General features: G+C 67.9%; 24 protein-coding genes and 1 pseudogene. 11 read left to right on the forward strand and 14 right to left on the reverse strand.

The genetic code is table 11. The annotated features are described in order from the left end of the window. Positions 1 to 9: 9 nt before the first annotated feature. Complete coding sequence (locus K3M35_RS15550) at positions 10 to 909, forward strand: PAC2 family protein (protein WP_064062048.1); 900 nt, start codon at positions 10 to 12, stop codon at positions 907 to 909. Next, positions 906 to 2051 carry an MFS transporter gene (locus tag K3M35_RS15555; protein ID WP_006552159.1) on the forward strand — a complete coding sequence of 382 codons (1146 nt, stop codon included), beginning with the start codon at positions 906 to 908 and terminating at the stop codon, positions 2049 to 2051. The genes K3M35_RS15550 and K3M35_RS15555 overlap by 4 nt, the downstream gene beginning before the upstream one ends. 151 nt (positions 2052 to 2202) lie before the next feature. Here K3M35_RS15555 and K3M35_RS26910 read toward each other — a convergent pair whose 3' ends face one another. Both K3M35_RS26910 and K3M35_RS26915 read right to left on the reverse strand, forming a co-directional pair. Beyond that, positions 2203 to 2352 carry a helix-turn-helix domain-containing protein gene (locus K3M35_RS26910; RefSeq protein WP_367889057.1) on the reverse strand — a complete coding sequence of 50 codons (150 nt, stop codon included), beginning with the start codon at positions 2350 to 2352 and terminating at the stop codon, positions 2203 to 2205. A gap of 304 nt (positions 2353 to 2656) precedes the next feature. Next, positions 2657 to 3079, reverse strand: a pseudogene (locus tag K3M35_RS26915) (AraC family transcriptional regulator ligand-binding domain-containing protein); the annotation flags it as partial. On the opposite strand from K3M35_RS26915, the gene K3M35_RS15565 reads away from it, so the two are divergent. Next, positions 2988 to 3611, forward strand: coding sequence for an SDR family NAD(P)-dependent oxidoreductase (locus K3M35_RS15565; RefSeq protein ID WP_255312744.1), 624 nt, complete (start codon positions 2988 to 2990; stop codon positions 3609 to 3611). The pseudogene K3M35_RS26915 and the gene K3M35_RS15565 sit on opposite strands and share 92 nt — an antisense overlap. 25 nt (positions 3612 to 3636) lie before the next feature. Here K3M35_RS15565 and K3M35_RS15570 read toward each other — a convergent pair whose 3' ends face one another. Further along, positions 3637 to 4098, reverse strand: coding sequence for a 6,7-dimethyl-8-ribityllumazine synthase (locus tag K3M35_RS15570; RefSeq protein WP_006552156.1), 462 nt, complete (start codon positions 4096 to 4098; stop codon positions 3637 to 3639). 120 nt (positions 4099 to 4218) lie between these two features. Here K3M35_RS15570 and K3M35_RS15575 point away from each other — a divergent pair, with 120 nt between their 5' ends. The 4 genes from K3M35_RS15575 (at position 4219) to K3M35_RS15590 (ending at position 9474) form a co-directional block, all read left to right on the forward strand. Beyond that, positions 4219 to 5286 carry a helix-turn-helix domain-containing protein gene (locus K3M35_RS15575; protein WP_220666656.1) on the forward strand — a complete coding sequence of 356 codons (1068 nt, stop codon included), beginning with the start codon at positions 4219 to 4221 and terminating at the stop codon, positions 5284 to 5286. A gap of 72 nt (positions 5287 to 5358) precedes the next feature. Further along, a complete protein-coding gene (gene otsB, locus K3M35_RS15580) occupies positions 5359 to 6210 on the forward strand; it encodes a trehalose-phosphatase (RefSeq protein ID WP_230810854.1) in 852 nt (283 codons plus the stop codon). Then, positions 6207 to 8693, forward strand: coding sequence for a glycoside hydrolase family 65 protein (locus K3M35_RS15585; protein ID WP_019289512.1), 2487 nt, complete (start codon positions 6207 to 6209; stop codon positions 8691 to 8693). The genes otsB and K3M35_RS15585 overlap by 4 nt, the downstream gene beginning before the upstream one ends. A gap of 16 nt (positions 8694 to 8709) precedes the next feature. Continuing rightward, positions 8710 to 9474, forward strand: a complete 765-nt coding sequence (locus K3M35_RS15590) for an HAD family phosphatase (protein ID WP_019289511.1) — start codon at positions 8710 to 8712, stop codon at positions 9472 to 9474. 3 nt (positions 9475 to 9477) lie between these two features. Here the strand turns inward: K3M35_RS15590 and K3M35_RS15595 are convergent, their stop codons facing one another. Next, complete coding sequence (locus K3M35_RS15595) at positions 9478 to 11844, reverse strand: phosphoketolase (RefSeq protein WP_220666657.1); 2367 nt, start codon at positions 11842 to 11844, stop codon at positions 9478 to 9480. Between the two features lie 273 nt (positions 11845 to 12117). On the opposite strand from K3M35_RS15595, the gene K3M35_RS15600 reads away from it, so the two are divergent. Next, positions 12118 to 12255, forward strand: a complete 138-nt coding sequence (locus tag K3M35_RS15600) for a hypothetical protein (RefSeq protein WP_155738849.1) — start codon at positions 12118 to 12120, stop codon at positions 12253 to 12255. 867 nt (positions 12256 to 13122) lie between these two features. Here K3M35_RS15600 and K3M35_RS15605 read toward each other — a convergent pair. The 4 genes from K3M35_RS15605 to K3M35_RS15620 all read right to left on the reverse strand — a co-directional run bounded on the left by K3M35_RS15605 (position 13123) and on the right by K3M35_RS15620 (position 18450). Then, positions 13123 to 13806, reverse strand: a complete 684-nt coding sequence (locus tag K3M35_RS15605) for a DNA alkylation repair protein (RefSeq protein WP_064061030.1) — start codon at positions 13804 to 13806, stop codon at positions 13123 to 13125. Between the two features lie 128 nt (positions 13807 to 13934). Next, positions 13935 to 15065 carry a tyrosine-type recombinase/integrase gene (locus K3M35_RS15610; RefSeq protein ID WP_071935018.1) on the reverse strand — a complete coding sequence of 377 codons (1131 nt, stop codon included), beginning with the start codon at positions 15063 to 15065 and terminating at the stop codon, positions 13935 to 13937. Continuing rightward, positions 15062 to 17554 carry an aminopeptidase N gene (gene pepN, locus K3M35_RS15615; protein ID WP_220666658.1) on the reverse strand — a complete coding sequence of 831 codons (2493 nt, stop codon included), beginning with the start codon at positions 17552 to 17554 and terminating at the stop codon, positions 15062 to 15064. Before pepN ends, K3M35_RS15610 begins: the two co-directional genes overlap by 4 nt. Positions 17555 to 17604: 50 nt before the next feature. Then, positions 17605 to 18450 carry an SDR family oxidoreductase gene (locus K3M35_RS15620; RefSeq protein WP_064061028.1) on the reverse strand — a complete coding sequence of 282 codons (846 nt, stop codon included), beginning with the start codon at positions 18448 to 18450 and terminating at the stop codon, positions 17605 to 17607. Between the two features lie 120 nt (positions 18451 to 18570). Here K3M35_RS15620 and K3M35_RS15625 point away from each other — a divergent pair, with 120 nt between their 5' ends. Then, positions 18571 to 18945 carry a helix-turn-helix domain-containing protein gene (locus K3M35_RS15625; RefSeq protein WP_006552145.1) on the forward strand — a complete coding sequence of 125 codons (375 nt, stop codon included), beginning with the start codon at positions 18571 to 18573 and terminating at the stop codon, positions 18943 to 18945. A gap of 98 nt (positions 18946 to 19043) precedes the next feature. Continuing rightward, positions 19044 to 19481, forward strand: coding sequence for a carboxymuconolactone decarboxylase family protein (locus tag K3M35_RS15630; protein ID WP_220666659.1), 438 nt, complete (start codon positions 19044 to 19046; stop codon positions 19479 to 19481). A gap of 27 nt (positions 19482 to 19508) precedes the next feature. On the opposite strand, the gene K3M35_RS15635 is transcribed toward K3M35_RS15630, so the two are convergent. The 3 genes from K3M35_RS15635 to K3M35_RS15645 all read right to left on the reverse strand — a co-directional run bounded on the left by K3M35_RS15635 (position 19509) and on the right by K3M35_RS15645 (position 21751). After that, entirely contained in the window at positions 19509 to 20153 is a 645-nt protein-coding gene (locus K3M35_RS15635; RefSeq protein ID WP_220666660.1) for a LysM peptidoglycan-binding domain-containing protein, read from the reverse strand. Positions 20154 to 20278: 125 nt separating this feature from the next. Further along, the gene (locus tag K3M35_RS15640) at positions 20279 to 20734 is read right to left on the reverse strand and encodes a nitroreductase family deazaflavin-dependent oxidoreductase (protein ID WP_006552141.1); all 456 of its coding nucleotides are present in this window, start codon (positions 20732 to 20734) and stop codon (positions 20279 to 20281) included. 294 nt (positions 20735 to 21028) lie between these two features. After that, positions 21029 to 21751, reverse strand: a complete 723-nt coding sequence (locus K3M35_RS15645) for an aspartate/glutamate racemase family protein (RefSeq protein ID WP_220666661.1) — start codon at positions 21749 to 21751, stop codon at positions 21029 to 21031. A gap of 614 nt (positions 21752 to 22365) precedes the next feature. Between K3M35_RS15645 and K3M35_RS15650 the strand changes: the two genes are divergently transcribed. Continuing rightward, a complete protein-coding gene (locus K3M35_RS15650) occupies positions 22366 to 23433 on the forward strand; it encodes a hypothetical protein (RefSeq protein ID WP_033098203.1) in 1068 nt (355 codons plus the stop codon). 57 nt (positions 23434 to 23490) lie between these two features. Here K3M35_RS15650 and K3M35_RS15655 read toward each other — a convergent pair whose 3' ends face one another. The 3 genes from K3M35_RS15655 to K3M35_RS15665 form a co-directional block, all read right to left on the reverse strand. Then, on the reverse strand, positions 23491 to 23931 hold the full coding sequence (locus tag K3M35_RS15655; RefSeq protein ID WP_019289494.1) for a VOC family protein: 441 nt from the start codon (positions 23929 to 23931) through the stop codon (positions 23491 to 23493). A 120-nt stretch (positions 23932 to 24051) separates the two neighbouring features. Continuing rightward, positions 24052 to 24648 (reverse strand): hypothetical protein, encoded by a 597-nt coding sequence (locus K3M35_RS15660; protein ID WP_064061025.1) that lies wholly within the window; start codon positions 24646 to 24648, stop codon positions 24052 to 24054. Positions 24649 to 24754: 106 nt separating this feature from the next. After that, positions 24755 to 26008 carry an acyl-CoA dehydrogenase family protein gene (locus K3M35_RS15665; RefSeq protein WP_064061024.1) on the reverse strand — a complete coding sequence of 418 codons (1254 nt, stop codon included), beginning with the start codon at positions 26006 to 26008 and terminating at the stop codon, positions 24755 to 24757. Between the last annotated feature and the right edge of the window lie 56 nt (positions 26009 to 26064).

Raw genomic sequence — 26064 nt, forward strand, 5'->3', positions numbered from 1 at the left:
GCTGGACGAGTGAGTACACCCGAGTTTCCCGAGACCCCGGACCAGGACGTCCCCGTCCTGCGCGATCCGGTGCTCGTCGCCGCCTTCGAAGGGTGGAACGACGCCGGCGACGCCGCCAGCGGCGCCGTCGAACACCTCGAGTTGATCTGGGACGCCGAGCCGTTCGCGGAGCTGGACTCCGAGGAGTACTACGACTACCAGGTCAACCGGCCGCAGGTGCGGCTCGTCGACGGGGTCACCCGCGAGATCGACTGGCCCACCACCCGGCTGTCGCTGTGCTCCCCGCCCGGCAGCGACCGCGACATCGTCCTCCTGCACGGCATCGAGCCGAGCATGCGCTGGCGCAGCTTCTGCGACGCCATCATCGAACTCGTCGACGAGTTCGAGGTCCACACCGTCGTCCTGCTCGGCGCACTGCTCGCCGACACCCCGCACACCCGCCCGGTCCCGGTGACCGGCACCGCCTACAGCTCCGAGGCCGCCGAACGCTTCAAGCTGCAGACCTCCCGCTACGAAGGACCCACCGGGATCACCGGCGTGCTGCAGGACGCCTTCGTCCGCGCGGGCATCCCCGCGGTGTCGTTCTGGGCGGCGATCCCCCACTATGTGTCCAACCCGCCGAACCCCAAGGCCACCGTGGCGCTGCTGCGCCGCGTCGAGGACGTCCTCGACCTCGAGGTGCCCCTTGGCGAACTCCCCCTCCTCGCCGAGGAGTGGGAACAGACCGTCACCGCCATGATCGAGGACGACGAGGAGATCGCCGAGTACGTGCGCACCCTCGAGGAGCGCGGCGACGCCGAGGCCGAGGAGGACATCTCCGAGGTCATCGCCAAGATCGACGGCGACGCCCTCGCCGCCGAGTTCGAACGCTATCTGCGGCGACGGGGCCCCGGCGGCTTCAACAAGTGAGGGATCTGCGCGAACCGCTGCAGCGCACGGCGCTGTACGCGGGCGGCTTCCTCGGTCCCTTCGGCGGCAGTGTCGTCGTGTCGATGCTGCCGGAGATCGGCGCCGACACCGGTGTGTCCACCGGCACAGCCGCGACGACGGTCACCGCCTATCTCGGTGTGTTCGCCGCCGCGATGCTGTTCTCCGGCACGCTCGGCGCACGGTGGGGACGCGTCCGCACCGTGCGCACCGCCTATCTCGTCTACGCGGCGGTCTCGATCGCCGCGGCGCTGGCGCCGACCTTCTCGGTGCTCATCGGCACCCGCATGCTGCAGGGCGCGGCCAACGCGTTCACCACTCCGCTGCTGCTCGCGGCGCTGGCCGTTATCACCCCGAAGGACAGGCTCGGCCGCGCTCTCGGATTGTTCGGGGCGATGCAGGCCGCCGGCCAAACCGTCGCCCCACTGATCGGCGGTCTCGCCGCCGAGGTGAGCTGGAGATGGGCGTTCGTCGTGCTTGCCGGCGCCGCGCTGCTCCTGGCGCTCGCCGGCCTGCCCGAATCGGTGCGCGACGACCCGTCCGGTACCACTCGGGTCCGACTGCGCGACGCGCTGACCCCGCGCGTCCTGCGTATCGGGCTGGTCGCATTGCTCGGTTGGGGTGCGCTCGGCGGACTCGGATTCCTCCTCGCCTTCCGGGTCGAGGACGACTTCGGGTTGTCCCCGTCCGAACGCGGCGTGGTACTCACCGTGTTCGGACTCGCCGGCATCCTCAGTTCCCGGCCGGTCGGGATGCTCATCGACCGCGTCGGTGCCCGCGCGATCGTGCTCATCGGCGCGGTGAGCGGCGCAGCGCTGGTCGTGGTCGTCGGTACCGTCCCGTGGCTCGTCGTGCTCGGCGTCGCGTGGTTCCTGGCAGGTATCGCTTCGCAGTTCATCCTCGTCGGGGTCAACGCCGCGGTGCTCGGTGGGCCGGGCGGCAACCGCGGTGGCGCGGTGTCCGTCGTGCAGGCCTTCCGCTTCGGCGGTGCGGCCTTCTCCCCTCTCCTGCTGACGCCGGTGTACGGCGCCGACCCGGTCCTCGCGTTCCTGCTGCCTGCCGCGCTGCTCGGTGTGCTCGTTCCCCTGGCCATGACTCGACGCCCGGAGGCATCGAGCCGCTGACACCGACGTTCTCCTGGCAAGTTTGGTGGTTGGTAGCTGGTGCCCCGCTGTGCGGTGAGTAGGTCCTGAAGGGGGATGGATTCTGATTTTCTATGATTTCCGTATTGTTCCGAATATCTCCAAGAGCTCTCGAACCGGTCCCGCAGTCGCCTCAGACCGAGCGTCTCTCCCGTCCTCGCCCACCCGGCGTCCGGCCGGTCCACCGCTGGAACGCCACCGAGAAGCTCGACGCATCGGCGTAGCCCAGACGGTGCGTCACCCTCTCCACCGGCAGGCCCGCATCCAGCAGCTCCCCCGCCATCGTCCCCCAGCGTCTCGGCCACGATCGCCCGGTACGAGGCCCCCTCCTCCCCCAGCTGCCGCCGGAGGGTGCGCACACTCGACCCCAGCTCCGCGGCCACCTGGTCCTGCGTGGGGCCCTCCGCGGCCCGGCGCAGCAGCACTTCCCGCACGCGGGCGCCTCGCTCGCCGTGGTTCTGTCTGCGCTGCAGCAGTTCCGCGCACTCCCGCAGCAGTACGGCGGCGGCCTCCGGGCTCGCGGTCGGCATGGGCCGGTCCAACGCCCGCGCGTCCACTACCACCGCATGCGTCGACGCCGTCGTCTTCACCAGGAACCCCCGGTCGCGAAACACCGGCGCGATCCGCTCACCGAGCGATTCGGCCACCTCGATGCGACGGATCTCGGACGGCTGCCCCCACAGCGCACCCCAATGGGCGAGAATCCCCGGGACGTCGCGCTCCAGCAGGAAGCCCCGCAGCTGCGCCGGCACGTGCCGGTCGTCGAGGCAGAAGCGGACTTCGTCGCCCGCATACTCCAGGGCGGCGCGCGAGAAGGCGAAGGTGAGATCGAAGAAACGGGTGCCCACCTCGATGCCGTCGCGCACCGTCGCACAGCTCATCAGGGCGTAACCGAAGATCCCGTGCACCGCCGCCCGGATCGATGCGCGCTTCGGCACCACGGTGTTCCGGTGGCCTCTGGACGTCACCGACCGAGGATCCTTCGACGAATTCCTCAGCCTGGCCCACATGGAGTTCGGCGGGATCGACGTGCTCGTCAACAACGCCGGCATCATGCCCACCGGCGCGTTCCTCGAGGAGACCGACACGGTCACCGACCGGCAGATCGACATCAACGTCCGCGGTGTGATCCTCGGTTCGAAGCCGGCCGCGGCGCGGTTCACCGAACAGGACTACGGACACATCGTCAATCTCGGCTCCGTCGTGGGCATCGAAGGCGCCCCCGGCCTCACGCTGTACTCCGCGACCGAGCACGCCGTGATCGGCCCGGACGAGGTCGCCGCCGCGATCGTGCAGGTGATCGCGACGGCTCGTCCCGGCCTGCGGTACGTGCCCCGCACGGCGGGCGCGATCCTCGGAGCGCGGAAGGCGGTGCCGGAAGCGACCCGTCACCGCATCACCGCGGCATTCGGTCTGCAGTCGCTGGCACTGAACACCGACGAGACCGCGCGGGCGGCCTACCGTCGGCGCACCGAGGCTCCGAACCAGGCAGCGGCCGGCGAGGACTCGGCGGCGAAGAATCCCTCCGGCAGCGCACGCTGATCCGACGCGCGCTGCCGACCGGGGCTCAGTCTCCGGTCGGCAGCGCGCGCAGCGAGCGCACCGTGGCGTCGACGGCGCGAGCCGCCTCGGCGCCCTTCTTGACGAAGTGCCGCGTGAAGTACTCGACGTGCTCGTCGTGCTCGTGGAAGTTGTGCGGGGTGAGCACGACGGAGAAGACCGGCACATCGGTGTCGAGCTGGACGCGCATCAGGCCGTCGATCACCGCGGTGGCGACGAAGTCGTGCCGGTAGATGCCGCCGTCGACGACCAGCCCGGCCGCGACGATCGCGTCGTAACGCCCGGTCTTCGCCAGTCGCTTGGCGTGCAGCGGGATCTCGAAGGCGCCGGGGACCTCGAAGAAGTCCAGGGCGTCCTGCGAGACGCCGAGGCGGGTGATCTCCTCGGTGAAGCCTGTACGTGCCTGGTCGACGATGGTGCGGTGCCAGGTCGCCTGAACGAACGCGATGCGTCCGGTGATGTCGGTCATGGTCACGAAACTAGCGCATGCCGCGTCATAGTTTGCGGTGCGGGAGAGGGGCTGTTCCGCCCTATGGGATTTCGATTATTTCTCTTTTCCGTCATGCACAGAGTGACTACGGTGGTGGATGTGACACAGTCGGCTCCCGCCCCCGAGAACACCATCGGTCCCCGCCCCGAGCGGTACATCGACATCTACCGTCGCGCCACCGCCCGACTCGAGGCGTGCCTGCCGCTCGGCTGGTCGCTGTCGAGCGACCGCCCCCGCTCCCCCGAGGCACCCACCCGGATGCTCGTCTCCGCCCCCGACGGCGACACCGTGTCCTTCTCCGTGGTCGCCTCCCGAGGTGTGCTCTCCGGCGACGTCGCGCGCATCGCCGCCGACCTGTCCGACTCCGACCGCGGCTTCGTGTGCGCCCACTATCTGTCCGATCCGGTGCGCCGCCAGCTCGACCGGCACGGCATCTCCTACGCCGACGCGACCGGCAACCTCTCGCTCGTCGCCGACCGCCCGGCGGTGTGGGTCCGCGACCGCGGCGCCGACGCCGACCCGTGGCGCGGCCCGGGCCGCCCGTCCGGGGTGCTCACCGGCGAACCGTCCGACCGCGTGGTGCGCGCACTCGCCGATCACGTCGGGGAGATCTCCGTCCCGGAACTGATCAAGCTGTCCGGCGCGTCCACCGGCGCGACCTACCGCGTCGTCGAGGTGCTCGTCGAACGTGAGCTCGTGCGCCGGGTCCCGCGCGGCCCGATCGTCGAGGCGCGCTGGGAACCGATGCTGCGGGCCTGGGCCGCCGAGCGGAAGGTCTGCGCGGTCCGCCGGTTCACCGCCCCCGAGGGCGTCACCGCGACCCGCGCGCGACTGGCCGAACGCATCGACATCCCCTACGCGCTCACCGGCGTCGGCGCCACCGACTACGCGGCCCCGACGCTGCTCGAGGTCTACGCCGACGACCCCGACGACTTCGCCGACAGTCTCGGCCTGCGCCCGGTCGAGCACGGCGGCGACGTCGTGGTGGCGATCCCCTGGTCGCCGGTGGTCTTCGAACGGATGGACCGTCGCAGCGGACTGCGCCATGCCGCCGTCTCACACGTCTACGCCGACCTGCTGACCGGCCCGTTCCGCAACGACGATGCCGCCGAACACGTCCGCTCCCGGCTCACCGCGGACGAGCACTGGCGACGCCCGGTCCGCTGACCGCTGCATCCGGCCGATCCCCCTCCCCGGATCCACGGCCGAGCCTTTCGATCTTTGTGTACGGTGCGAACCATGACGGGTCGCCGCGACGACAGGAGTACCGATCAGATGACCGCGCCGCGCACCGTGGAGGACCTACCGTCGGCACTCGACGGCGCCGCTCTGTCCGATCGTCTCGCGGGCCGCCGGCCCGCGGTCTTCCTCGACTACGACGGTGTGCTCACCCCGATCGTCGCCCGTCCCGAGGACGCGGTGTGGTCGGATGCCATGCGCCGCACCGTCCGTGAACTCGCCGACCGCGTGTCGGTGTGCATCGTCACCGGCCGCGACCGCGACGTCGTCCAGCAGCTCATGGGGGTCGACGATCTCGTCGTCGCCGGCAGCCACGGTTTCGACATCTGGAGCCCCACCCACGGGCAGATCGCCCACGACGTCCTCACCGACTTCACCGATCTGATCACCGAGACCACCGAGACCCTGCGCACCCGCCTGGACGGTCTCGACGGTGTCGGCATCGAACCGAAGCGCGCGTCGGTTGCCGTGCACTACCGGCAGGCCTCCCCCGAGGTGCACGACCGGGTCGGTGCGATCGTCGAGACGCTGTTGCAGGAGAACCCCGACCGGCTCGCCGTGGTGCCGGGAAAGATGGTCTACGAACTCAAACCGGCCGTGGACTGGAACAAAGGCAAGGCGGTCCTGCACCTGATCGAGGTCCTCGGTCTCGCCTCCGACGACGTCGTGCCGCTCTATCTCGGCGACGACATCACCGACGAGGACGCCTTCCGGGCGTTGCGGGGTCGCGGCATCGGGATCCTCGTCGGCAGCCCCGACGACCCGGAGATGGCCGGACGCCGCACCGACGCCGAGTTCGTCCTCGCGTCGGTCGACGACGTCGAACGTTTCCTGTCGGCCCTGGGTAGATGACAGCGCCGCCGGGTGACAGCACCGCCGGACAGTTCGTGTCGAGTACGACCCGCCAGGAGGTTCGCGTGTACGACCCGGAGTTCACCCTCGACTACGACGGTTTCGATCCAGACGACGAACCCCTGCGCGAAGCCCTGACCTCGACGGGCAACGGCTACTTCTGTTCACGCGGCACCGCCGAGTGGGAAGACATGGGCGAGGTCCATTATCCGGGGACCTACGCGCATCGTTGCTACAACCGCGAGACCACCATCATGGGTGGCAGCCCGGTCCTGAACGAGGATCTGGTCAACCTCCCGAACTGGCTCGTGCTGAAGCTGCGCATCGACGGCGGCGAGGCGATCCGCCTGGCACAGATGGAGATCCTCGACTACCGGCACGTCTACGACATCCGCACCGCCACCGTGGTCCGCGAACTGCGGTTCCGGGATCGGCACGGCCGCGAGACGTCGCTGTGCAGCAGACGGTTCGTGAGCATGGAGCATCCGAACCAGGGGGCGCTCGAATGGTCGCTGACCCCGGAGAACTGGTCGGGGCGGGTCGAGATCGTCACCGCCCTCGACGGCCGGGTCTCCAACCGCGCCGTGGCCCGCTACCGCGATCTCGAGGCACGGCACCTCGATCCGGTCTCGCCGCGCACCTACGGCCCCGAGACGATCGCGCTGAAGGTGCAGATCCGCCAGTCCGACACCTACATCGCCCAGGCCGCCCGCACCCGGGTGTTCCGGGAGGGCTCGTGCGGGGCGATGCTCGTCGACCGCGATCTGTACCAGATGGAGGACTACATCCAGCAGGTCCTCTCCTTCGACATCGCCGAGGGCTCGACGGTGCGCATCGAGAAGATGGTGGCGATGTTCACCTCCCGCGACGACGCGATCACCGAGCCCCTCGCGTCGGCGGGCCGGCACGTGTTGCGCTATCCGGATTTCGCCGAGGCGTACGACGAGCACGTCGCGGCCTGGGACGAGTTGTGGGACATCTGCGACATCCGGCTGCCGCGGGAGCCGCGCGCGCAGTTGCTGTTGCGTCTGCACGTCTCGCACGTGCTGCAGGTCTGCTCACGGCACACCGCGCGTCTCGACGCGGGAGTGCCGGCGCGCGGACTCAACGGCGAGGCTTATCGCGGGCACGTGTTCTGGGACGAGATGTTCGTCTATCCCTTCCTGAACATGCGGGTCCCCGAGATCACCAAGGGACTGATCCTCTACCGTTACCGCCGGTTGGGCGAGGCGCAGGCCGCGGCGAGCGAGGCCGGTTACCGCGGCGCGATGTTCCCCTGGCAGAGCGGCAGCGACGGCACGGAGGAGACCCAGACGGTGCATCTCAATCCGATGTCGGGGCAATGGGATCCGGACTTGAGCCGGAACCAGCGTCACGTCAGCGCCGCGATCTTCTACAACGTGTGGCACTACTACCAGGCCACCGACGACGTCGACTTCCTCGCCGACTACGGCGCCGAGATGATGCTCGAGATCGCGCGGTTCTGGGCGTCGATCGCGCACTACAACCCCGACCGGGACCGCTACGAGATCCACGGCGTGATGGGCCCGGACGAATTCCACGAGCGGTATCCGGGAGCCACCGAGGGCGGTCTGCGCAACAACGCGTACACCAACGTGATGGTCGCGTGGATCGCGGCGCGCGCCCTGGACGTCTTCGAGGTGCTGTCGAAGAGCCGGCGGACGGCCCTGCGGGCCCGGTTGCGAGTCACGGACGAGGAACTGCGGACCTGGTCGGAGATGAGCCGGAGAATGTTCGTGCCCTACCACGACGGGGTGATCAGCCAGTTCGAGGGCTACGAGGATCTCGAGGAACTCGACTGGGAGCACTACCGCACGGAGTACGGCAACATCGGTCGGATGGACCGCATCCTGCGCGCCGAGGGCCGCGACCCGGATGCCTACAAGGTGGCCAAGCAGGCCGACACGGTGATGCTGTTCTTCCTGTTCGACGATGCCGAGTTGCGCCAGGTGTTCGAGCAGCTCGGTTATCCCTACGATCGCGACCTCGTGCGCCGCACCGTCGACTACTACGACCAGCGCACCTCGCACGGCTCGACGCTCAGTCACGTGACGTTCGCCGGTGTGCTCGCGACCTTCGATCCGCAGTCGTCGTGGCTGCGGTTCAAGCTCGCGCTCGAGAGCGATGTCAGCGACCTGCAGGGCGGCACCACCAAGGAAGGCATCCACATGGGGGTCATGGGCGGCACCCTCGATCTGGTGCAGCGCTACTACGTCGGTGCCCGCGCGTACGGCGACGTGCTCGTCTTCCGGCCCAAGCTCGTCTCGCACCTCGACGGGGTGTCGTTCTCCATGCGGTACCGCGGCACTCCCCTGCGGGTGCGGATCGACGGCGACAAGCTGTCGGTGCGCGCCGAGACCGAGGGCTTCCGGGTGCCGGTGCAGGTCGCGGTGGACGGCGAACTCGTCGAGCTCGGCGCCGGCGAGTCGCACGAGTTCCGGCTCGCCGCCGTCCCTGCCTGACCGCGAGGAGGACATCGTGCCCGAGACGCAGTCGCGGTTCCGTGCGGTGATCTTCGACGTCGACGGGGTGCTCGTCGATTCACCGCACGAGACGGCGTGGCGGGAAGCGCTGGCGGAGTTGATGACCGGCGACTGGCGCGACCTGCAACCCGAGACCTCCTGGACCGACGACGCGTTCACCGCGGCGGTGTACCGGCAGGTGCTGTCGGGTCGGCCGCGGATGGACGGCGCCCGCGCCGCGCTCGAATACTTCGCGGTGCCCGACGCCGAGCGCCGCGCGGTGGACTACGCCCAGCGCAAGCAGGCCCGGTTGCTGCGGTTGATCGACGAGCGCCGGTTCCGCGCCTACGACGACGGGGTGCGCTTCGTCGCGGCCGTGCAGGCGGCGGGGATCGCGGTGGCCGCGGCGTCCTCGTCGAAGAATGCCGGGCTGTTCCTGCGGGCGGTCCCCGCCCACGACCGTCCTGGCGAGACGCTGCTCGACCGGTTCGACGCGGATCTGTCCGGCCGCCCGGTCGCCCACGGCAAACCCGACCCGGAACTGTTCCTCACCGCCGCCGACGAACTCGAGGTGCCCGCCCAGGCGTGCGTGGTCGTCGAGGACGCGATCAGCGGGATCCGGGCGGCGAAGGCCGGCGGCATGTGGGCGCTCGGTGTCGCCCGTTTCGACGACGCCGCCGACCTCGAGGACGCGGGCGCCGATCTGGTGGTGACCTCCCTCGACGAGGTCGACGTCGACGCCTTCACCGCCGGGCGACTGGCCCGCCGCGGATCGGTTTGACGCTCAGTCAATTCCGACGCCCTGCCAGTGCCAGTCGGTGATCACCGGCATGTCCTCGCCGTGGGTACGCACGTAGCGGGTGTGTTCGGCGAGGATGTTCTCGAGTTCCTCGCGGGCGTGCCCGGCGATCGGCCGGATCCGCTCGACGCGGTCGAGGACGTCGAGCGCGAGGTGGTAGCGGTCGATGCGGTTGAGCACGCACATGTCGAACGGTGTGGTGGTCGTGCCCTCCTCGATGTAGCCGTGGACGTGGAAGTTCTCGTGGTTGGTGCGCCGGTAGACGAGACGGTGGATCAGCCACGGATAGCCGTGGTAGGCGAAGACCACCGGCTTGTCGGTGGTGAACAGCGCGTCGAAGTGCGCGCCCGGCAGCCCGTGCGGGTGCGCCCGGTCGTCCTGCAGCCGCATGAGGTCGACGACGTTGACCACCCGGATCCGCAGGTCGGGGAAGCGGCGGTGCAGGATGTCGACGGCTGCGAGGGTTTCCATCGTGGGGATGTCGCCGGCGCAGGCGAGCACCACATCCGGTTCGACGTCGCGGTCGGTCGAGGCCCACTGCCAGATCCCGATGCCCTTGCGGCAGTGGGTCATCGCGTCGTCGATATCGAGGAACTGTACGGCCGGTTGCTTCCCGGCGACGATCACGTTGATGTACTGGCGGGTGCGCAAGCAATGATCGGCCACCGAAAGCAGGGTGTTGGCGTCCGGCGGCAGGTAGACGCGCACGACCTCGGGTTTCTTGTTGACGACGTGGTCGATGAATCCGGGATCCTGGTGCGAGAAGCCGTTGTGGTCCTGCCGCCACACGTGGGAGGTGAGCAGGTAGTTCAGCGACGGGATGGGGCGGCGCCAGCGGATCCGGTTCGTGGTGAGCAGCCATTTGGCGTGCTGGTTCACCATCGAGTCGACCAGGTGCGCGAAAGCCTCGTAGCTGGAGAACAATCCGTGCCGGCCGGTGAGCAGATACCCCTCGAGCCAGCCCTGGCAGGTGTGTTCGGACAGGATCTCCATGACGCGGCCGTCGGGGGCGACCCGGTCGTCACCCGGCTCGATGCGCGCGTTCCAGGTGCGGTCGGTGGCGTCGAGGACCGCGTCGAGGCGGTTGGAGTTGTTCTCGTCGGGCGCGAACATCCGGAAGTTCGTGGCGTTGCGCCGCATGACGTCGCGCAGGAAGGTGCCGAGGATGCGGGTGGCCTCGCCGGTGGCGGTGGCCGGTTCGGGAACGTCGACGGCGTAGTCGCGGAAGTCGGGCAGGATCAGATCCCGCAGCACCGCTCCCCCGTTGGCGTGCGGGTTGGCGCTCATCCGCCGGGTGCCACGGGGCGCGAGGTCGCGCAGGGCCGCGACGGGAACGCCGTCGTCGTCGAACAACTCCTTCGGCCGGTAGCTGCGCAGCCACTCCTCGAGGAGGTGGCGGTGCTCGTCGTTCCTGCGCGGATCACCGATCGGCACCTGGTGGGCGCGCCACGTGCCCTCGACCGGGGCGTCGTCGACCTCCACCGGGCCGGTCCAGCCCTTCGGGGACCGGAGCACGATCATCGGCCACGCCGGGCGGGTCTCGTTTCCTGAGCTGCGGGCGGTCTGCTGGATCTCGGAGATGCGGTCGAGCGCCGCGTCGAGGGCGGCGGCGAAGCGCCGATGCATGTCGGCGGGATGGTCGCCGGCGACGACGATCGGTTCGTGCCCGTAGCCACGCAGCAGCGAGATCAGTTCGTCCTCGCCGATGCGCGCGAGCACCGTCGGGTTGGCGATCTTGAAACCGTTGAGGTGCAGGATCGGCAGTACCGCGCCGTCGCGGCGCGGGTCGACGAATTTCGTCGAATGCCAGCTCGCGGCCAGCGGCCCCGTTTCGGCTTCGCCGTCGCCGACGACCGCGGCGACGATCAGATCGGGATTGTCGAAGGCGGCGCCGTAGGCATGCGAGAGGGAGTAGCCGAGTTCACCGCCCTCGTGGATCGATCCGGGGGTCTCGGGGGCGACGTGGCTGGGAATGCCGCCGGGGAACGAGAACTGGCGGAACAGGCGCCGCATGCCGTCCTCGTCGCGGGAGATATCCGGGTAGACCTCGCTGTAGGTGCCTTCGAGCCACGCCGCGGCCACCGGTCCGGGTCCGCCGTGACCGGGACCCATGACGTACATCATGTCCAGGTCGCGGGTGGTGATGGCGCGGTTGAGGTGCGCGTAGACGAAGTTCAATCCCGGTGTGGTGCCCCAGTGTCCGAGCAGCCGCGGTTTGATGTGTTCGGGCCGCAGCGGTTCGCGCAGCAGCGGATTGTCCATGAGGTAGATCTGGCCGACGGACAGATAGTTCGCGGCCCGCCACCACGCGTCGAGGGTGCCGAAGTCGGTGTCGGTGGTGGGGAGCTGCATCGTTCTCCTCGTCGTCGCTGATATCCGGCGCCGGCCAGGGCTTTCCCGCGAATGCGCATGCGGGGCCCGGCCTGCCGCGTACCCTCGCTCGGAACGGTACCCAATCGCGGAGGTACCCACTCCCGGTACCGACCGGAACGATCCGACACCGGAAGTCGAATGCGAATGCCCTGGGCCAGGACCGCACAGGAACGCACAGTCGATTACGAAGCACCGCAGCGGCGGGTGATCCATCCCGTTCGCAGGCCGCGCGGTGGGGGTGATCGGGCGCTCGTGGCGTTCGCACACCTGGTCACGGCGGTGGCCGGTGGCCGCGGATACTGGTTCGACGCCCGGGTGTGGTTGCTGACGGGACGGACCACCGGGTGGAACGAGATCCGGCAGGAGATCCGCACACTCGACGTGGCGTGAGCTACGAGGGGGTGGCCGTCGCCTCGTTCCTCCATCGCACCATCTCGCCGATCCAGCCCGGTGCGTACGGGGACGTCTGTCGCTCCGGGGATATTTGCGCGTAGGCCACCACCTCGAAATTCACTCAGCAAAGAGTTGCCCGCACCAAATTACTCCATTACTTATCACACAAAATTGGATGTCGCCGCGAGAACACTCCAGGGAAAATCGGCAATTCAGAAATTTCGCATCTTCGGACAGCTCATACTGGTCATGTCACCAACCGGGCCCGCCACAAGGCCGCCGGTGGAGCCATGCCGATGGCGCTTCACCCAACGTTGTGAAACCACTGCAACGAACGCGGGAGGATCCGATGAACGCACCCTCCGACCAGTCCAGCGGAGAAGGCAAGAGTTTCTGGAAGTCCGCAGAGGGCATCGGGGCGTTGGCTGCACTGATTACCGCATTGGGGGCCGTTCTCGGCGTAATCGTTAGCACTCAGGGCCAAGAACCTCCTCCCCCGCCCCCCAACGACACCTCAAGTCCATCATCCGAGCCCGCCACAGCGACGATTGCGCTCGTTTACGAAGATCAGGACTACGGGTGCACCGCGGATATTACGGTCCATATCGCGAATCAAGTGATTATCCCGACCGGGGCACGCCATACTATCCGGAATGTTCCTATTGGATTGCAGCCCTACTCCATGACTGGACTACTGCAGTGCAATTCGCTCGGAGTGCGCTGCAATCTGAGGGAATCAGGGGCGATCGATGTAGCCGAAGGTAGCCAATACGCGTTCGTGTGGGAAATAAACACTGACGCGCAAACGTGCAGTGCAACCCTCGATGAGGAATAGTCGTATCCTTCCCAGCGGCCTGCGATAGCTCACGTACTCTTCCGTTGCACCATCTCGCCGATCCAGGCCGGCGCGTACGGTGACGTGCAGCCCGGTGACGTCGGATAGTCCTTCAGCACCTCGAGGCGTTCGCCGATGTCGAGCGCGCGGGCCCGGTGGTCGGGGTGTTCGATGCCGACCTGCGCCAGGCACGTGTTCATCGCCCACTGCAATCGTTCGGGGGCGTCGCGCATCTGAGCGTCGATGATGTCGAGCAGGCCGGACAGGTCGAGGCCGTCGGCGTTCTTGACGACACGCTCGGCGGTGAGTGCCCAGCCTGCGCTCGCGACGATCGGATCTGGATCGGTCATCCATCGCCCGCGCAGCTCCTCCGCGTGCGGGTTCTTCTTCACGACGTAGTTCACGAACCAGTCGTGCACCTTCGGGGTGCCGGTCTCACGGACCATCGTGTCGAGTTCGTCGGCGGTGAACGCCTTCGGGCGGCAGATCAGCAGCGCGAGCAGCCGGGCGGCGGTGTCGCCGGTGGCCCAGAGTTGCTGCGCGAGCTCGTGCTGCGTCTTCACCCGCTTGGCGACGGCGCGCAGGGCGCTGAGGTTCACGCCGTGGTCGTCGCCGTGTTTCTCGTTCACCGCGCGGATCTTCGGGTCGTCGAGTGCAGCGAGTTCGGTGAGCAACTCGTCGATGGTCGGAGCGTCCGTTTTCGTCTGTGCCACCGCGATCTCCTGTCCGTATGTCGGTCGCGCCTCAGCCTACGAGCGTCGGGCGACGGCCTGGGCTGGTTCCATCGTCGATTCGGGTGGGTTCGGCGTCGCTGAGTGGGATCGGATCCACCCGGATCCGTTCACAGGCCGAGTTGGGTGACCGCGTTGCCGACGAGACCGGCGTGGTGGCGGCTGTACAGCGCGACCATCCGTTCGTCCGCGTGTCCGGTCTGCGTCATGATCGTCTGTGTGGTCGCGCCGCCGCGCACCGCCTGGGTGACGAACCCGGCCCGCAGGCTGTGCCCGCCCAGGGTGGCGACGAGGTCGTCGCTGAATCCGGCGCGGCGGGCGCGGCGCTGGATCATCGAGTGCACGGACTGCCCCGACAGCGCGGTCGTCCCCACCGCGCCGCTGTGGTGCACCGGCCGGAACAGGGGCCGGTCGCCGTCCTGCGTGCGCCCGGCCGCCAGACCGCGGCAGCAGTGCTCGGCCGGGTCGGCCGCGGCGGTACCGAGCAGGTCGACGACGGCCTCGCGTCCGGACTCGTCCCACGCGTCGAGCACCTCCCGCCAGCGTCGATAGGCACACACCGGACAGGTGTGCGGATCGGACCCGTACGGCAGGGTGACCGTGCGGCCGCGCGCACTGCGGTCGGTCTTGGACCGGCGGACCGTCACGTAGAGCCCGTCGGCGCGGTGCGGGACGACGTCGGAGACGACGAGCCCGGTGAGCTCCGAGCGGCGCAGCGCCCCGGCCAATCCCATGAGCAGCAGCGCCGCGTCGCGACGTTCGGCGACGCGTTCGGCCCACCCGCCGTCGGCCGCCTCGACGCGCATCGCGGAGAGGATGGTGCGGATGTCGTCGGTGAGCAGCGGGGTCCGGCGCGCCGGCGGGGTGGCCCGATCGCGTCGGATGCCTCGCAGCAGGTCCCGGACCGATTCGTGCCCACCGGGTTTCGGTAGGCCCGCCAGGGCGTGCATCTTGTTGATGGTCGACACCCAGCGCGACAGCGTCGACGGCGCGTACGCCCAGCGTCCATCGGGGCGCACTTCGGCGGCCTTCTCGGTGAGGAACCAGCTCAGTTGCTCGGCGGTGGCCGGCATCGGACTGTGCCCGGTGCGTTCGCACCAGCGGGTGAAGATCGTCCAGTCGCCGATCTGGGCGGCGCGGGTGTTCTCCGAAGTCGCCTTCTCCCGCAGCCGCCGCATCGCGGTGGCGACCGTGTCCGGGACCGCGGGCCCCTCGGGACGGGGCAGATCCGGGCTGGTCACGGCGTGTTGATCCTCTGGACACGAAGGTCGCGGGCGAGATGATCGCGCTGTTCGATGACCAGGCGCCGCAGCGCGGCCGGGGCATCGGTGTGGGCCTCGAGCCAGGTGTCGACGGGTTCGAGGCTGTCGGCCGCGGGAAACAATCCGACGACGATGCGGCGGGCGATCTCGATGCTGCGGCTCGTCCACGTCTCACAGAGCACCGCGAAGTAATCGGTGTCGTAGGCGGAGATCAGGTCGCGGCGCTCCCCGGCGCGGAACCCGGCGATGGTCGCGTCGAGGTGGTCGTTGGTGAGGGTGTGGTCGGCGAAGATCGTCGCCCACGCGTGCGCCTTGACCTCGGCGCGCGGGCGAGAGGCGAGCGCGCGCAGGTGCGCGGTGCGTCCCGAGGCGGTGTCGTCGTTGCGCAGTTCCTCGTCGAGGTCGGCCTCGTCGGCGTCGCCGGTCGTGGTCAGCGCTGCCCACCAGCTCCATCGCAGGTCGGGGTCGAGGCGCAGGCCCTCCGGCGGTGCGAGGTTGCCGCACAGGATCGCTCGCAGGTCGGCGGCGTGCCGGTCGTCCACGCTCGCCGCGACACCGAGCGCGCGGGCGAATGCCAGCTGGGCGTCGCTGCCGGGTGCGACACCGTGCATTCCGTCCCAGACCGCGTCGAGCCAGCGACGCCGCGCATCGGTGCGCGCCGAGTCCGGCACATAGTGTTCGACGGCCTGGGCCGCGTTGGCAAGCACCGCGGTGAGCAGCGCGATGTCCGCCTCGTACGGGGCGAACCCGGCGGCCATCGACAGATAGCGGTCGACGGCGAGTTCCCCGTCGCGGGTCGCGTTCCACAGCGCCGACCACAGCAGGCCGCGCGCGAGCGGTTCGCGGACGCGGTCCAGGGAGGACTCGACCGTGTCGAGCGACCGCGTGTCGAGGCGAACCTTGGCGTAGGTGAGGTCGTCGTCGTTGAGCAGCACCAGCGCCGCCTCGGGCAGGTCGACGGGGGTGCGTTCGTCGGCGAGGTCGACCTCGACGCGGTGGGTGCGGACGAGGTCGCCGGAGTCGTCGGAGTCGTAGCAGCCGACGGCGAGGCGATGCGGGCGCGGATCGCCCTGCACGATCTCGTACCCGGTCCCGGACTCCTCGAGATGCAGGGTTGATACGCCGGTGGTCTGCAGCCACGCCTGCGCCCACGACGTCAGGTCGCGGCCGGAGGTGCTCGACAGTTCGACGAGCAGATCGTCGAGGGTGGTGTTGCCGAAGGCGTGCTTGCGGAAGTACCGGCGGGCACCTTCGAAGAAGGCGTCGCGGCCGACATAGGCCACGAGCTGCTTGAGCACGCTCGCGCCCTTGGCGTAGGTGATGCCGTCGAAGTTCAGCTTCGCGGCCTCGAGGTCGACGATGTCGGCGACGATCGGATGCGTCGTGGGCAGCTGGTCCTGCAGATACGCCCAGGCCTTGCGGCGGTTCGCGAAGGCCACCCACGCGTCGGTGAACTTGGTGGCCTCAGCGCTGGTGAAGGCGCCCATGAAATCGGCGAACGACTCCTTCAGCCACAGGTCGTCCCACCACTTCATGGTCACCAGATCGCCGAACCACATGTGGGCCATCTCGTGGAGGATCGTGTTCGCGCGACCCTGATGCTGGGCGGCGGTGGCGGCACCGCGGAAAACGTACGCCTCGGTGAAGGTGACGCAGCCGGGGTTCTCCATCGCGCCGAGGTTGTATTCGGGCACGAACACCTGGTCGTACTTGCCGAACGGATACGGATAGTCGAAGTGCTCGGCGTAGAAGTCCATGCCCTGCCGGGTGACCTCGACGATCTCGTCGGCGTCGAGATGCTCGGCGAGCGACGCGCGGCACAGCACCCCCAGTGGCACCGTCAGCTCGTCGCGGCTCCACGACGCGTCGACCCGGTGGTACGGGCCGGCGACGATCGCGGTGATGTAGGTGGAGATCGGCTGGGTCGGCGCGAACGTCACGGTCTGGGTGTCGTCGCGCTGCACCGTGCGCTCGGCGGCCTCGTTCGAGAGCACCTGCCAGCGGCGCGGGGCCGTGACCACGAAGGTGAACGGCGCCTTGAGATCCGGCTGTTCGAAGCACGCGAACACGCGACGGGCGTCGGCCGGTTCGTACTGGGTGTAGAGATAGGTTTCGCCGTCGACGGGGTCGACGAAGCGGTGCAGCCCCTCCCCCGACCGGCTGTACCGGCCGGTCGCGACGACGGTGACGACGTTGATCTCCTTCAGACCACCGATGGTGATCCGCGCGCCGTCGTAGACGACGGGCACGAGCTCACCGTTGATCGTCACCGACTCGACGGAGTCGCCGATGAAATCGAGCCAGGCCTCGTCGGTGGAGGCGGTGAATTCGAGCGTCGTGACCGTGGGGAATCCGGTGCGTCGGGCGTCGACGGCACCCCGCAGGTCGAGTTCGACGCGGTAGGAGTGCACGTCGAGTGCGCGGGCGCGCGCGGCGGTTTCGGCACGGGTCAGATTCGCGGAGCTCACGAGTCCTGATCCTGCCATCACGCGCCCGGACCCGACGGGATTAGCGGGTGTCAGGCACCGATCGCTTCGGCTGCCGGCGTGGCGGGGCGCCCGATGAGGCGTTCGAGATCTCCGCTGTCGGTGTCGAGCGCGCCGACGGCGATGCCCGCGTCGGAGTCGGCGAGCACGGCGGCGAACTGTGCGGGCACACCGGCGTTCTCGAGGATCGTCGCGTACTCCTCCTTCGGCAGATCCTTGTAGGTCACGGGTACGCCGACGATGTCGGAGAGGACCTCCGCCAGTTCGGTGTAGGTCAGTCGCTGACCGCCGAGTTCGTAGACGGCACCGGCGTGTCCCTCGGTCGTGAGGACCACGGCGGACGCTTCGGCGAAGTCCTTGCGGGCGGCCCCGGCGACGCGGCCTGTGCCGGCCGAACCGAACAGCGCCCCGGTGGCAGCGGCAGCGGCGACCGAGCTGTCGTAGTTCTCCCAGTACCAGCCGTTGCGCAGCAGGGCGTGGTCGATACCGGAGGCGGCGAGCAGTTCCTCGGTGGCCTTGTGTTCGCCGGCGAGGATCAGCGGGCTCGTCGCCGCGTTCAGGATCGAGGTGTAGGCGATGAACGCGACGCCGGTGGCCTGGGCGGCGTCGATGATGTTGGTGTGCTGGGGCAGTCGCTGCCCCACTTCGCTGCCGGAGACGAGAAGCAGCTTGTCGACACCGGCCAGCGCGTCGCGCAGGGACGCCGCATCGGCGTAGTCCGCAACACGGACCTGCACCCCGTCGGCCGCCAGGTCTGCGGCCTTCGCGGCGTCGCGCACGACGGCGACGATGTCGCCGGCGGCGATACCGCGGGTGCGGAGAGCGGTGATGGTCAGGCGGCCGAGGTGGCCGGCAGCTCCGGTGACAGCGATGGTCATGGGACTCCTCGAAGTGGTCGAGCGGGATGGGGAACGCCACCATTCCATCACTTACTTTTCGTAAGTGCAACCATTGGAGTCGGATCCATCGCTCGCATAGCCGCCGTATACTCGGCATTCATGAGCACCGATCGCCTCCCCGAAGCCGACGTCTTCGCGCGCGAGTGCCCGTCGCGTCCGGTGCTGCAGAACATCACCGGGCGTTGGGGTGTGCTGGTGCTGGCGGCCCTCGTCGACGACACGCGCCGGTTCTCGGAACTGCGTCGCCGGGTCGACGGCGTGAGCGAACGCATGCTGTCGCAGACCCTGCAGACCCTCGAACGCGACGGCCTGATCCACCGCGCCGTCCTGGGGACGATCCCTCCGCATGTCGAGTACTCGCTCACCGACCTCGGACGCCGCATCACCGCGCCCCTGCTGACGCTCATCGACGTCGTGGAGGAGTCGATGCCCGAGATCGTCGCCGCGCAGGACGAGTACGACCGCACCCACTGATCCGGAGGCGCGAACCACACCCACCGGCATGGATGCGGCTGACAGAATGAAGCGGCCGGTCGCTCCGGCCGATGTCGCCCGCTGGAAGGACATCCACAATGGCGCACATCAATCTCGGTAAGCAGCACCCGGCCGCCTACAAGAACGTTCTGGCGTTGAACAAGGAGGTCGAGGAGGCCGTCTCGCAGGCCGGTCTCGATGCGAAGCTCGCCGAACTGGTGAAGATCCGCACGTCGCAGCTCAACGGATGCGCGTTCTGCCTGCGTATGCATACGCGCGACGCCCTGGAGAAGGGCGAGACCACCGATCGTCTCGCGGTCGTCGCGGCCTGGTGGGAGTCGCAGTACTTCACCGACCAGGAGCGCGCCGCGCTCGCGCTGGCGGAAGAAGTCACACGCCCCATGGAACCCGGTCGTCACGAGTGGGACAACGGTGCACTCAGTGACGAGCAGGTTTCCGCGGTCACGTGGCTTGCGATCGTCATGAACGCGTGGAACCGCATCGCCGTTCGGAGCCACTACCCCGTCGCCACGTGACCCGCACCGGCCTCACGGCCCCTCTGGTCAGAAGTTGGTGAGGTTCGGGAAGAACAGCACCTGCCCGACGGTGATCCTGTTCGGATCAGCGATGTGATTGGCAGCCGCAATCATCGCGAACATCTCCGCGTTCCCGTAGTGGTCCTCCGCCAGAGCCCGCAGGGTATCGCCAGGGACGACGGTGTGCCGGTAGTTGAGCCCCGGACGAATCAGCACGCGGCCGACCTCGACGTGGTCGGGGTCGGTGATGTGGTTCGGGAACGAGATCACCGGATACAGCTGCGCCTCGCCGTACCAGCGGCGTGCAAGCTCCCCGAGGGTCTCTCCCGCGACCACGGTGTGGTGCCCCACGTCCCCGAGTTCGGGAATCAGCAGTGAGCGGCCGCCCTGGATGACATTCGGGTCGGCGATGTGGTTGGCCGCCGCGAGCACCGGGAACAGGGTCCCGTCGCCGTAGAAGTGTTGCGCCAATCCCGACAGTGTCTCGTCCGGTGCAACGGTGTGCCGTTCGGTGATGTACGGGATGAGCAGTTCCTGTCCGACGGTGATCTCGTCCGGATCGGTGATGCCGTTCGGAACGGCGATGACGGGGAACAGCGTCGCGTCACCGTAGAACCTCTGCGCCAACTTCGAGAGCGTGTCGCCTGCGACGACTTCGTATTTCGTAACCATGACCGTACCTCGGTGGTGTCGAGCGTCCGCGATCCGAATCGAATCGACGAAGATCATGGTGGTCACTAAAGGCAGCAGGCACACGCGTAGCGCGCTACCCGAATCTCGTATGAAAGTTCCGTCGACTACGTCGGTGGCAGCAGTTCGAAGACCGGATGGTGACCGGCCTCTGCGACGAACCGTTCCACCGGATCGTTCCTGCGTGCCTCGAAATACCGCCGGGTGGCGGACGCCAGCTCGATGTACCGCTGCAGGACGGGCCCGGCCTCCTCCGCTGATAGCTCACGGATCGAGTAGCGGCGCGTGTCGCGGCGCCTGCTGAGCTCGACCTCGCGAGCAGCACGCGCGTTGTGCACCCACCCCACCGATCCGTACGGGGCCACGAGCCAGCGTTTTCCGTGCAGATCGACGATCAGCACGGGGTTGCGGCGGATCTTCCCGGTGCGCCTGCCGCGTGTGGTCAGTAGATAGGAGTGCGGCACCAATCCCGCACGAGTAAGCGTGCTCATCGCGACGTTCTCGATGTGTCGCCACCGGCTCGGTCGGTAGGTGCGCTCGGGACGGAAGGAGCTGTCGGTCATGGTCTGCCCTCATGCCCGTCGCGTACGGCACTCGGAACGTGTTCGACAAAGTTGGGGCACCGACGTCCGACGTACCCCGGGCTCCCTGAGCCGGGGCAGTGTGGCCGACATGTCCACATGTGTCCGGTCGGTCGGGCGACCCGTCAGTGCCGGCTGGTGGATTCGTCGGTGACGAGGCGGTACAGCACGTACACCGCGAACCACGCGATGAGCACCGACGCGATCACGAGGGCGATCTCGTAGAAGAGGACCATATGCTCGATGCTACGACCCGCCGCGGCTACCTGCCTGTTATCACCGGAACTGTCCGCCGCGCCAGGTCGGCAGGTCGCGCGTTCCGAGAGCCACTTCGAGGGCCGCCTGTCCGGACAGTCGTGTCGAGTCCAGTGCCGGCAACGGCGAGTCGTCCGGGGAGACCAGAAGTGGGATCTCGGTGCACACCAGCGCGACCGCGTCGCACCCGGACTCCGCGAGTCTGCCGATGAGGTCCACGAAGGACGTCCGGGTCTCGTCCCGGAAGATGCCGTGCACCAGTTCGTCGAAGATCGCCGCGTGTACCAGGTCCTGATCGTCGTCGGTCGGGATGATGGCCTCGATTCCGCGTGCCGCCAGTTCGCGGGGATACAGAGTGCCCTGCATGGTGAACCGCGTTCCCAGGATGCCGACGCGTCGGTGCCCGGCACGCTGCGCTGCGTCGGCCACGATGTCGATCAGGTGCAGCCCGGGAATCGTGAGTGGATCACCGGGTGCTTCGAGCGCGAGATGAGCGGTGTTGTCCGGGCACACGAAGAAGTCGCAACCGGCCCGGGCCAGACGATCGACGCTGGTTGCAAGCATGGCGCGCACCGCTTCGTAATCCCCGCGCTCCCACGCGGGCATGCAGTGCTCGAAGGAGATGCAGTCCATGGTGACATCCGGATGCGCCGGATGCCCGAGACGGTTGCTGTGCTGACAGACCTCGCGCCAGCACAGCGAGGCACCATCCCAGCTGTGGCCCAGGATTCCGACGTGTTTCATCCTTGTACCCCCTCTGTCCTGCGCCTGTGGTCGCCCTCCGGGTGACGAGCGGGAGGGCGACCACGGCGGTGATAGATCAGGATCCGGATGACGATCCGGTCTCGATCAGCTGCGTGATGACGGCGACGAGAACATCCGCAAGGAACATTGCTGCAGAGCCCATTCGATTACCTCTTCTCTTCGGTGTGCGGATACACGCTCAAGCGAGCGCAGACTGCCCAGCGCTGCAATGTGTTTCATTACATCCGCCGGCTGGAGCAGACATTCGACAACTCCCGCCCCGCACAGTCGGTGACCGGCGCCACAGTCGAGGGGCCCCTTCCTCAGCGGGCTTCCCGGTCCCCGATCCGGGGGGTGCACAGTTTTCGACCGTCGCCCGCAGATGATCGTCATAAGTGGGGATTATGACGATCAGTACGCACACTCGATCACGGATGAGATCAAGTTGTTTCTACTGCGCTCTTCGTTACGAAAAGCCACATCGTGTGGTTCTTACCCAGTTCACAGCGTTACATATCGTTTCGTTTCATCACAGTCCCATTGCTTAATTACGTAACTAAATGCGGTACGATACCTGCGACCCGGGATTTCGACGCGCCACGACGAGGACCTCCATGACCGACGCACACTCCCCCACTCCCGAAGCGACCACCGACGAGGAGGACTCGAGCAAACCCCGGGTGGGACGCCCTCGGAAGTACGCCACGGCAGCCGACCGTGTGCGCGCCTATCGCGAACGCGAACGCGCCAAGAAAGAAGCCGCCGGCACGGCCCCGGCGGTCGTCGAGAGCCCGGACGATGCGGTCTCCGCGCTCACGGCCGCCACCACTGCCCTACGCGCCCTCGCAACCAACAGCGTCGAGCAGTACTCGGCGATCGCCGAACGGATCACCACCGCGGTCGACAAGCTCACCGACGCCGAGGCTCTCGAGGCGCAGATGACGCGGTCCGCCGCCGAACTCGCGAAGGTCAAAGCCGACGCCGACGCGAAGATCGTCCGTCTACGCGAACAACTCGCCCAGGCACTCGAGGACCGCGACAACGCCGACGCGGCAGTGGCCGCCGTCGACGCCGAACTCGCCGACGCTCGTACCGCACACACCGAACAGGTGCGCCGACTCGACGAGGCGCATCACGCCGAGTTGACGCGCCTCAAGGACGAGCACGCCGCAACACTGCAGCGGTGGAAGGACGAGTTCGAGGCCGCGACCGCCGAGCACACAGGGGTAGTCGGCGACCTGCGTGCGACGATCGTTCAGCAGGACGAATCCCTCACCGCGCAGCGACGCGAACTCGACGAGGCAGCAGCCCAGCGTGAGCGCGCGACCGTCGAGGTCACCGACCTGCGAGCCGAGATCGCGCGCCTGCAGACCGCACTCGACCGGGAGGTCTCTACCCGCGAGCGCCTCGACACCGAGCTCACCACCGAGCGCGACCGCACCTCCGAGCTACGGAGCCGACTCGAGGAATCGCGCATCACCGCCGCGACGGCCCAGGCAGCCGAGACCGCGGCACGAGCACGCGGCGACGAACTGCGGGCCGAACTGTCGGCACTGCGCGACGAGATCACCGCCTTGCGCGACGAGACGAAGACGCTTCAGACTGAAAATCTGACGCTGAGAACCGAATCGACCTCTCTCCGCGCCGAACTGGATGCAGTGGGGGCCGCCGGGACGAGCTGAGCCGGTCGCCCCATCATCGAGAGGTTCGATGCCGATCTCCGCCGGCGGGGGCGAGCGTCAACCGAGCTGTTCGAACAACGACACGATGATGCCGTCCGGTCCCCGCACGTACGCCATTCGCACGCTGTTCTCGTATTCACCGATACCCCCGACGAGCCCGTAACCCTGCTCGGCTACAGCGTCGACGGCAACTTGGAGGTCGCCGACCTCGAACGACACATTGCGGATCCCGAGCTCGTTCGGCATCGCCGTCGGCGAACCGGGGAGGTGGTCGGGCGCGATGAAGCGCGAAAGCTCGAGCCGGGTCCCTCCGTCCGGGGGTCGGAGCATCACGATCTCGCAGTGCGTGCCGGGGAGTCCGCAGACGGTCGCAGGAAAGTCGCCCTGCACAGAGCCGGTGCCTTCGACCTCGAAACCGAGGCCGGCGAAGAACGCCGTCGCAACGTCGAGGTCGGAGACGGTGAGGCCGACATGGTCGAAACGTCGTACGTGTGCCATGGGATCCATCCTTCGATGTTGTCTCGTCCGTTTACTGCTGGGACGGAGCCGGTGCTCGGATCTCGGCATTCCGCGGACTCGGTGGGACATCGGATCGTTCCCCACCACCGCATCGATGAGCTACGACGCGCCCACCGCTCTGCGACGCGTCCCTCTGATCCGAGCAGCCCTGACAAGCATCAGCAGGCACAGCCCGATACCCCATCCGATCTCCGACAGCATCACACCCACTCCCGCCTGACCGGTGTCGTCGGTACTGGCAACCACGCTGAATGCGGTGGTGAACCCTGCCGCCGTGCCGATTGCGGCGGCCAGTCCACCGCTGACCACCCAGCGGGATCGACGAGCGCAAAGGAAGCATGACAGCACGACGGTCACTCCACAGGCGATCACCTGCCAGGTGGGGAACTCGTTCGGTGCGGGCAGGCCGGGACCTCGGAACTCGCCGTCGTGTTCGGCCGACCAACTCAACCATCCCGCGCAGGACAAGAATCCGAGTGCGAATGCGGTTGCACCGGTCGCCCACAGGCCGCGCCGGCCGAGACCCGCGGGTCGATCACCGGTGTGCTCGTGGTCGCTCGACGGACTCAGGACACCCGCACGCTCCCGCTGCCAGGCAACCCACACCATGCTCACGCCGATCAGGGTCGGCACGCCCACGAAGATGAGCACGATCCACAAGAATTGAGCCCAGGAGAAATCGAAACCGGCAGCCATAGGCAGACAGTATGTCGAGTGGAACGAGAGTCCGACGCACGGTCGTGATCGGCCTACGGTGCCGGCCCTACGATCGGCCGCGTCCCCATCCGTACGAGGAGCGCGGTCACCTCGGGTACTTGCGCAGTTCGTTCTTGGCGATCGTGCGCAGGTGCACTTCGTCGGGCCCGTCGTAGATGCGCATAGCACGGTGCCAGCCGTACATCGCGGCGAGGGGCACATCGTCGCTCATACCCGCTCCGCCGTGTACCTGGATCGCCCGGTCGATGACCTCGAGGGTCATGCGCGGTACCGCGACCTTCGCGGCGGACACGTAGGGAGCGGCGGCCTTGTTGCCGTGTTCGTCGATGGTCTTGGCCGCGAGACGACACAGCAGCCGGGCCTGTTCGATCGCGACGCGCGATTCGGCGATCTGATGCTGCACCACCCCCTGCTCGGCCAGTGTCTTGCCGAAGGCGACACGTCCCTGCGCGCGCGTGGTCATCAGCGCCAGGGCCCGTTCGGCGGCACCGAGTGCGCGCATGCAGTGGTGGATGCGGCCGGGTCCGAGACGTGCCTGCGCCATGGCGAAGCCGCCGCCCTCCTCCCCGAGGAGGTTCTCGGCGGGAACGCGGACGTTGTCGTAGACGACTTCACAGTGACCGTGCTGGTCGTGTCGTCCGAACACCGGCAGGTCGCGGACGATCGTGACACCGGGAGTGTCGATCGGCACCAGGATCATGGACTGCTGACGATGGGTGTCGGCGCTCGGATCGGTCTTGCCCATGACGATCAGCACCTTGCAGCGGGGATCCGCGGCGCCGCTGGTCCACCACTTGCGACCGTTGATGATGTAGCTGTCGCCGTCGCGCTCGATTCTGGTCTCGATTTTGGTGGCATCGGAGCTGGCCACGGCGATCTCGGTCATGGAGAAAGCGGACCGGATCTCGCCGTTCAACAGTGGGTCGAGCCACTGCTTCTTCTGATCATCGGTGCCGAACAGGTGGAGCAGTTCCATGTTGCCGGTATCGGGAGCCTGCCCATTGGTGGCTTCCGGGGCGAGATGCAGGCTCCAACCGGTGATCTCGGCGAGTCTGGCATAGTCGAGCTGCCCGATGCCGGATTCGGACGGCAGGAACAGATTCCACAGGCCCCGCTTGCGGGCCTCCTGCTTGAGGGTCTCGATGACAGGCGGGACTGTGTGGTCGTCGGGGCCGACGTTGCGGCGATAGGCCTCGTATTCGTGTTCGGCCGGGAACACGTGGCTGTGCATGAACTCCACGAGAGCCTGTTCGAGTTCGAGCGCTCTGGGAGACGGTCGAAGATCCAGCAATTCGGTGTTCGTCTGCGCGGTGAGCATGCTGTTCGCTACGTCGGTCATACGGTTTCTCCCTCGAAGATTCGGTCGGGGACGTCGTGAAAATGGGGTCGAGGTTC

It is taken from the genome of Rhodococcus sp. DMU2021, assembly GCF_019641445.1.
Lineage (GTDB): Bacteria > Actinomycetota > Actinomycetes > Mycobacteriales > Mycobacteriaceae > Rhodococcus > Rhodococcus pyridinivorans.

What these genes read in the sequence shown, in the direction of transcription:
- K3M35_RS26910 (WP_367889057.1), bottom strand. Translation starts at nt 2,352, where the DNA reads ATGGCGGGGGAGCTGCTGGATGCGGGCCTGCCGGTGGAGAGGGTGACG.
- K3M35_RS15570 (WP_006552156.1), bottom strand. Translation starts at nt 4,098, where the DNA reads ATGACCGACATCACCGGACGCATCGCGTTCGTTCAGGCGACCTGGCAC.
- otsB (WP_230810854.1), top strand. Translation starts at nt 5,359, where the DNA reads ATGACGGGTCGCCGCGACGACAGGAGTACCGATCAGATGACCGCGCCG.
- K3M35_RS15585 (WP_019289512.1), top strand. Translation starts at nt 6,207, where the DNA reads ATGACAGCGCCGCCGGGTGACAGCACCGCCGGACAGTTCGTGTCGAGT.
- K3M35_RS15595 (WP_220666657.1), bottom strand. Translation starts at nt 11,844, where the DNA reads ATGCAGCTCCCCACCACCGACACCGACTTCGGCACCCTCGACGCGTGG.
- K3M35_RS15620 (WP_064061028.1), bottom strand. Translation starts at nt 18,450, where the DNA reads ATGACCATCGCTGTCACCGGAGCTGCCGGCCACCTCGGCCGCCTGACC.
- K3M35_RS15625 (WP_006552145.1), top strand. Translation starts at nt 18,571, where the DNA reads ATGAGCACCGATCGCCTCCCCGAAGCCGACGTCTTCGCGCGCGAGTGC.
- K3M35_RS15630 (WP_220666659.1), top strand. Translation starts at nt 19,044, where the DNA reads ATGGCGCACATCAATCTCGGTAAGCAGCACCCGGCCGCCTACAAGAAC.
- K3M35_RS15635 (WP_220666660.1), bottom strand. Translation starts at nt 20,153, where the DNA reads ATGGTTACGAAATACGAAGTCGTCGCAGGCGACACGCTCTCGAAGTTG.
- K3M35_RS15640 (WP_006552141.1), bottom strand. Translation starts at nt 20,734, where the DNA reads ATGACCGACAGCTCCTTCCGTCCCGAGCGCACCTACCGACCGAGCCGG.
- K3M35_RS15645 (WP_220666661.1), bottom strand. Translation starts at nt 21,751, where the DNA reads ATGAAACACGTCGGAATCCTGGGCCACAGCTGGGATGGTGCCTCGCTG.
- K3M35_RS15650 (WP_033098203.1), top strand. Translation starts at nt 22,366, where the DNA reads ATGACCGACGCACACTCCCCCACTCCCGAAGCGACCACCGACGAGGAG.
- K3M35_RS15655 (WP_019289494.1), bottom strand. Translation starts at nt 23,931, where the DNA reads ATGGCACACGTACGACGTTTCGACCATGTCGGCCTCACCGTCTCCGAC.
- K3M35_RS15660 (WP_064061025.1), bottom strand. Translation starts at nt 24,648, where the DNA reads ATGGCTGCCGGTTTCGATTTCTCCTGGGCTCAATTCTTGTGGATCGTG.
- K3M35_RS15665 (WP_064061024.1), bottom strand. Translation starts at nt 26,008, where the DNA reads ATGACCGACGTAGCGAACAGCATGCTCACCGCGCAGACGAACACCGAA.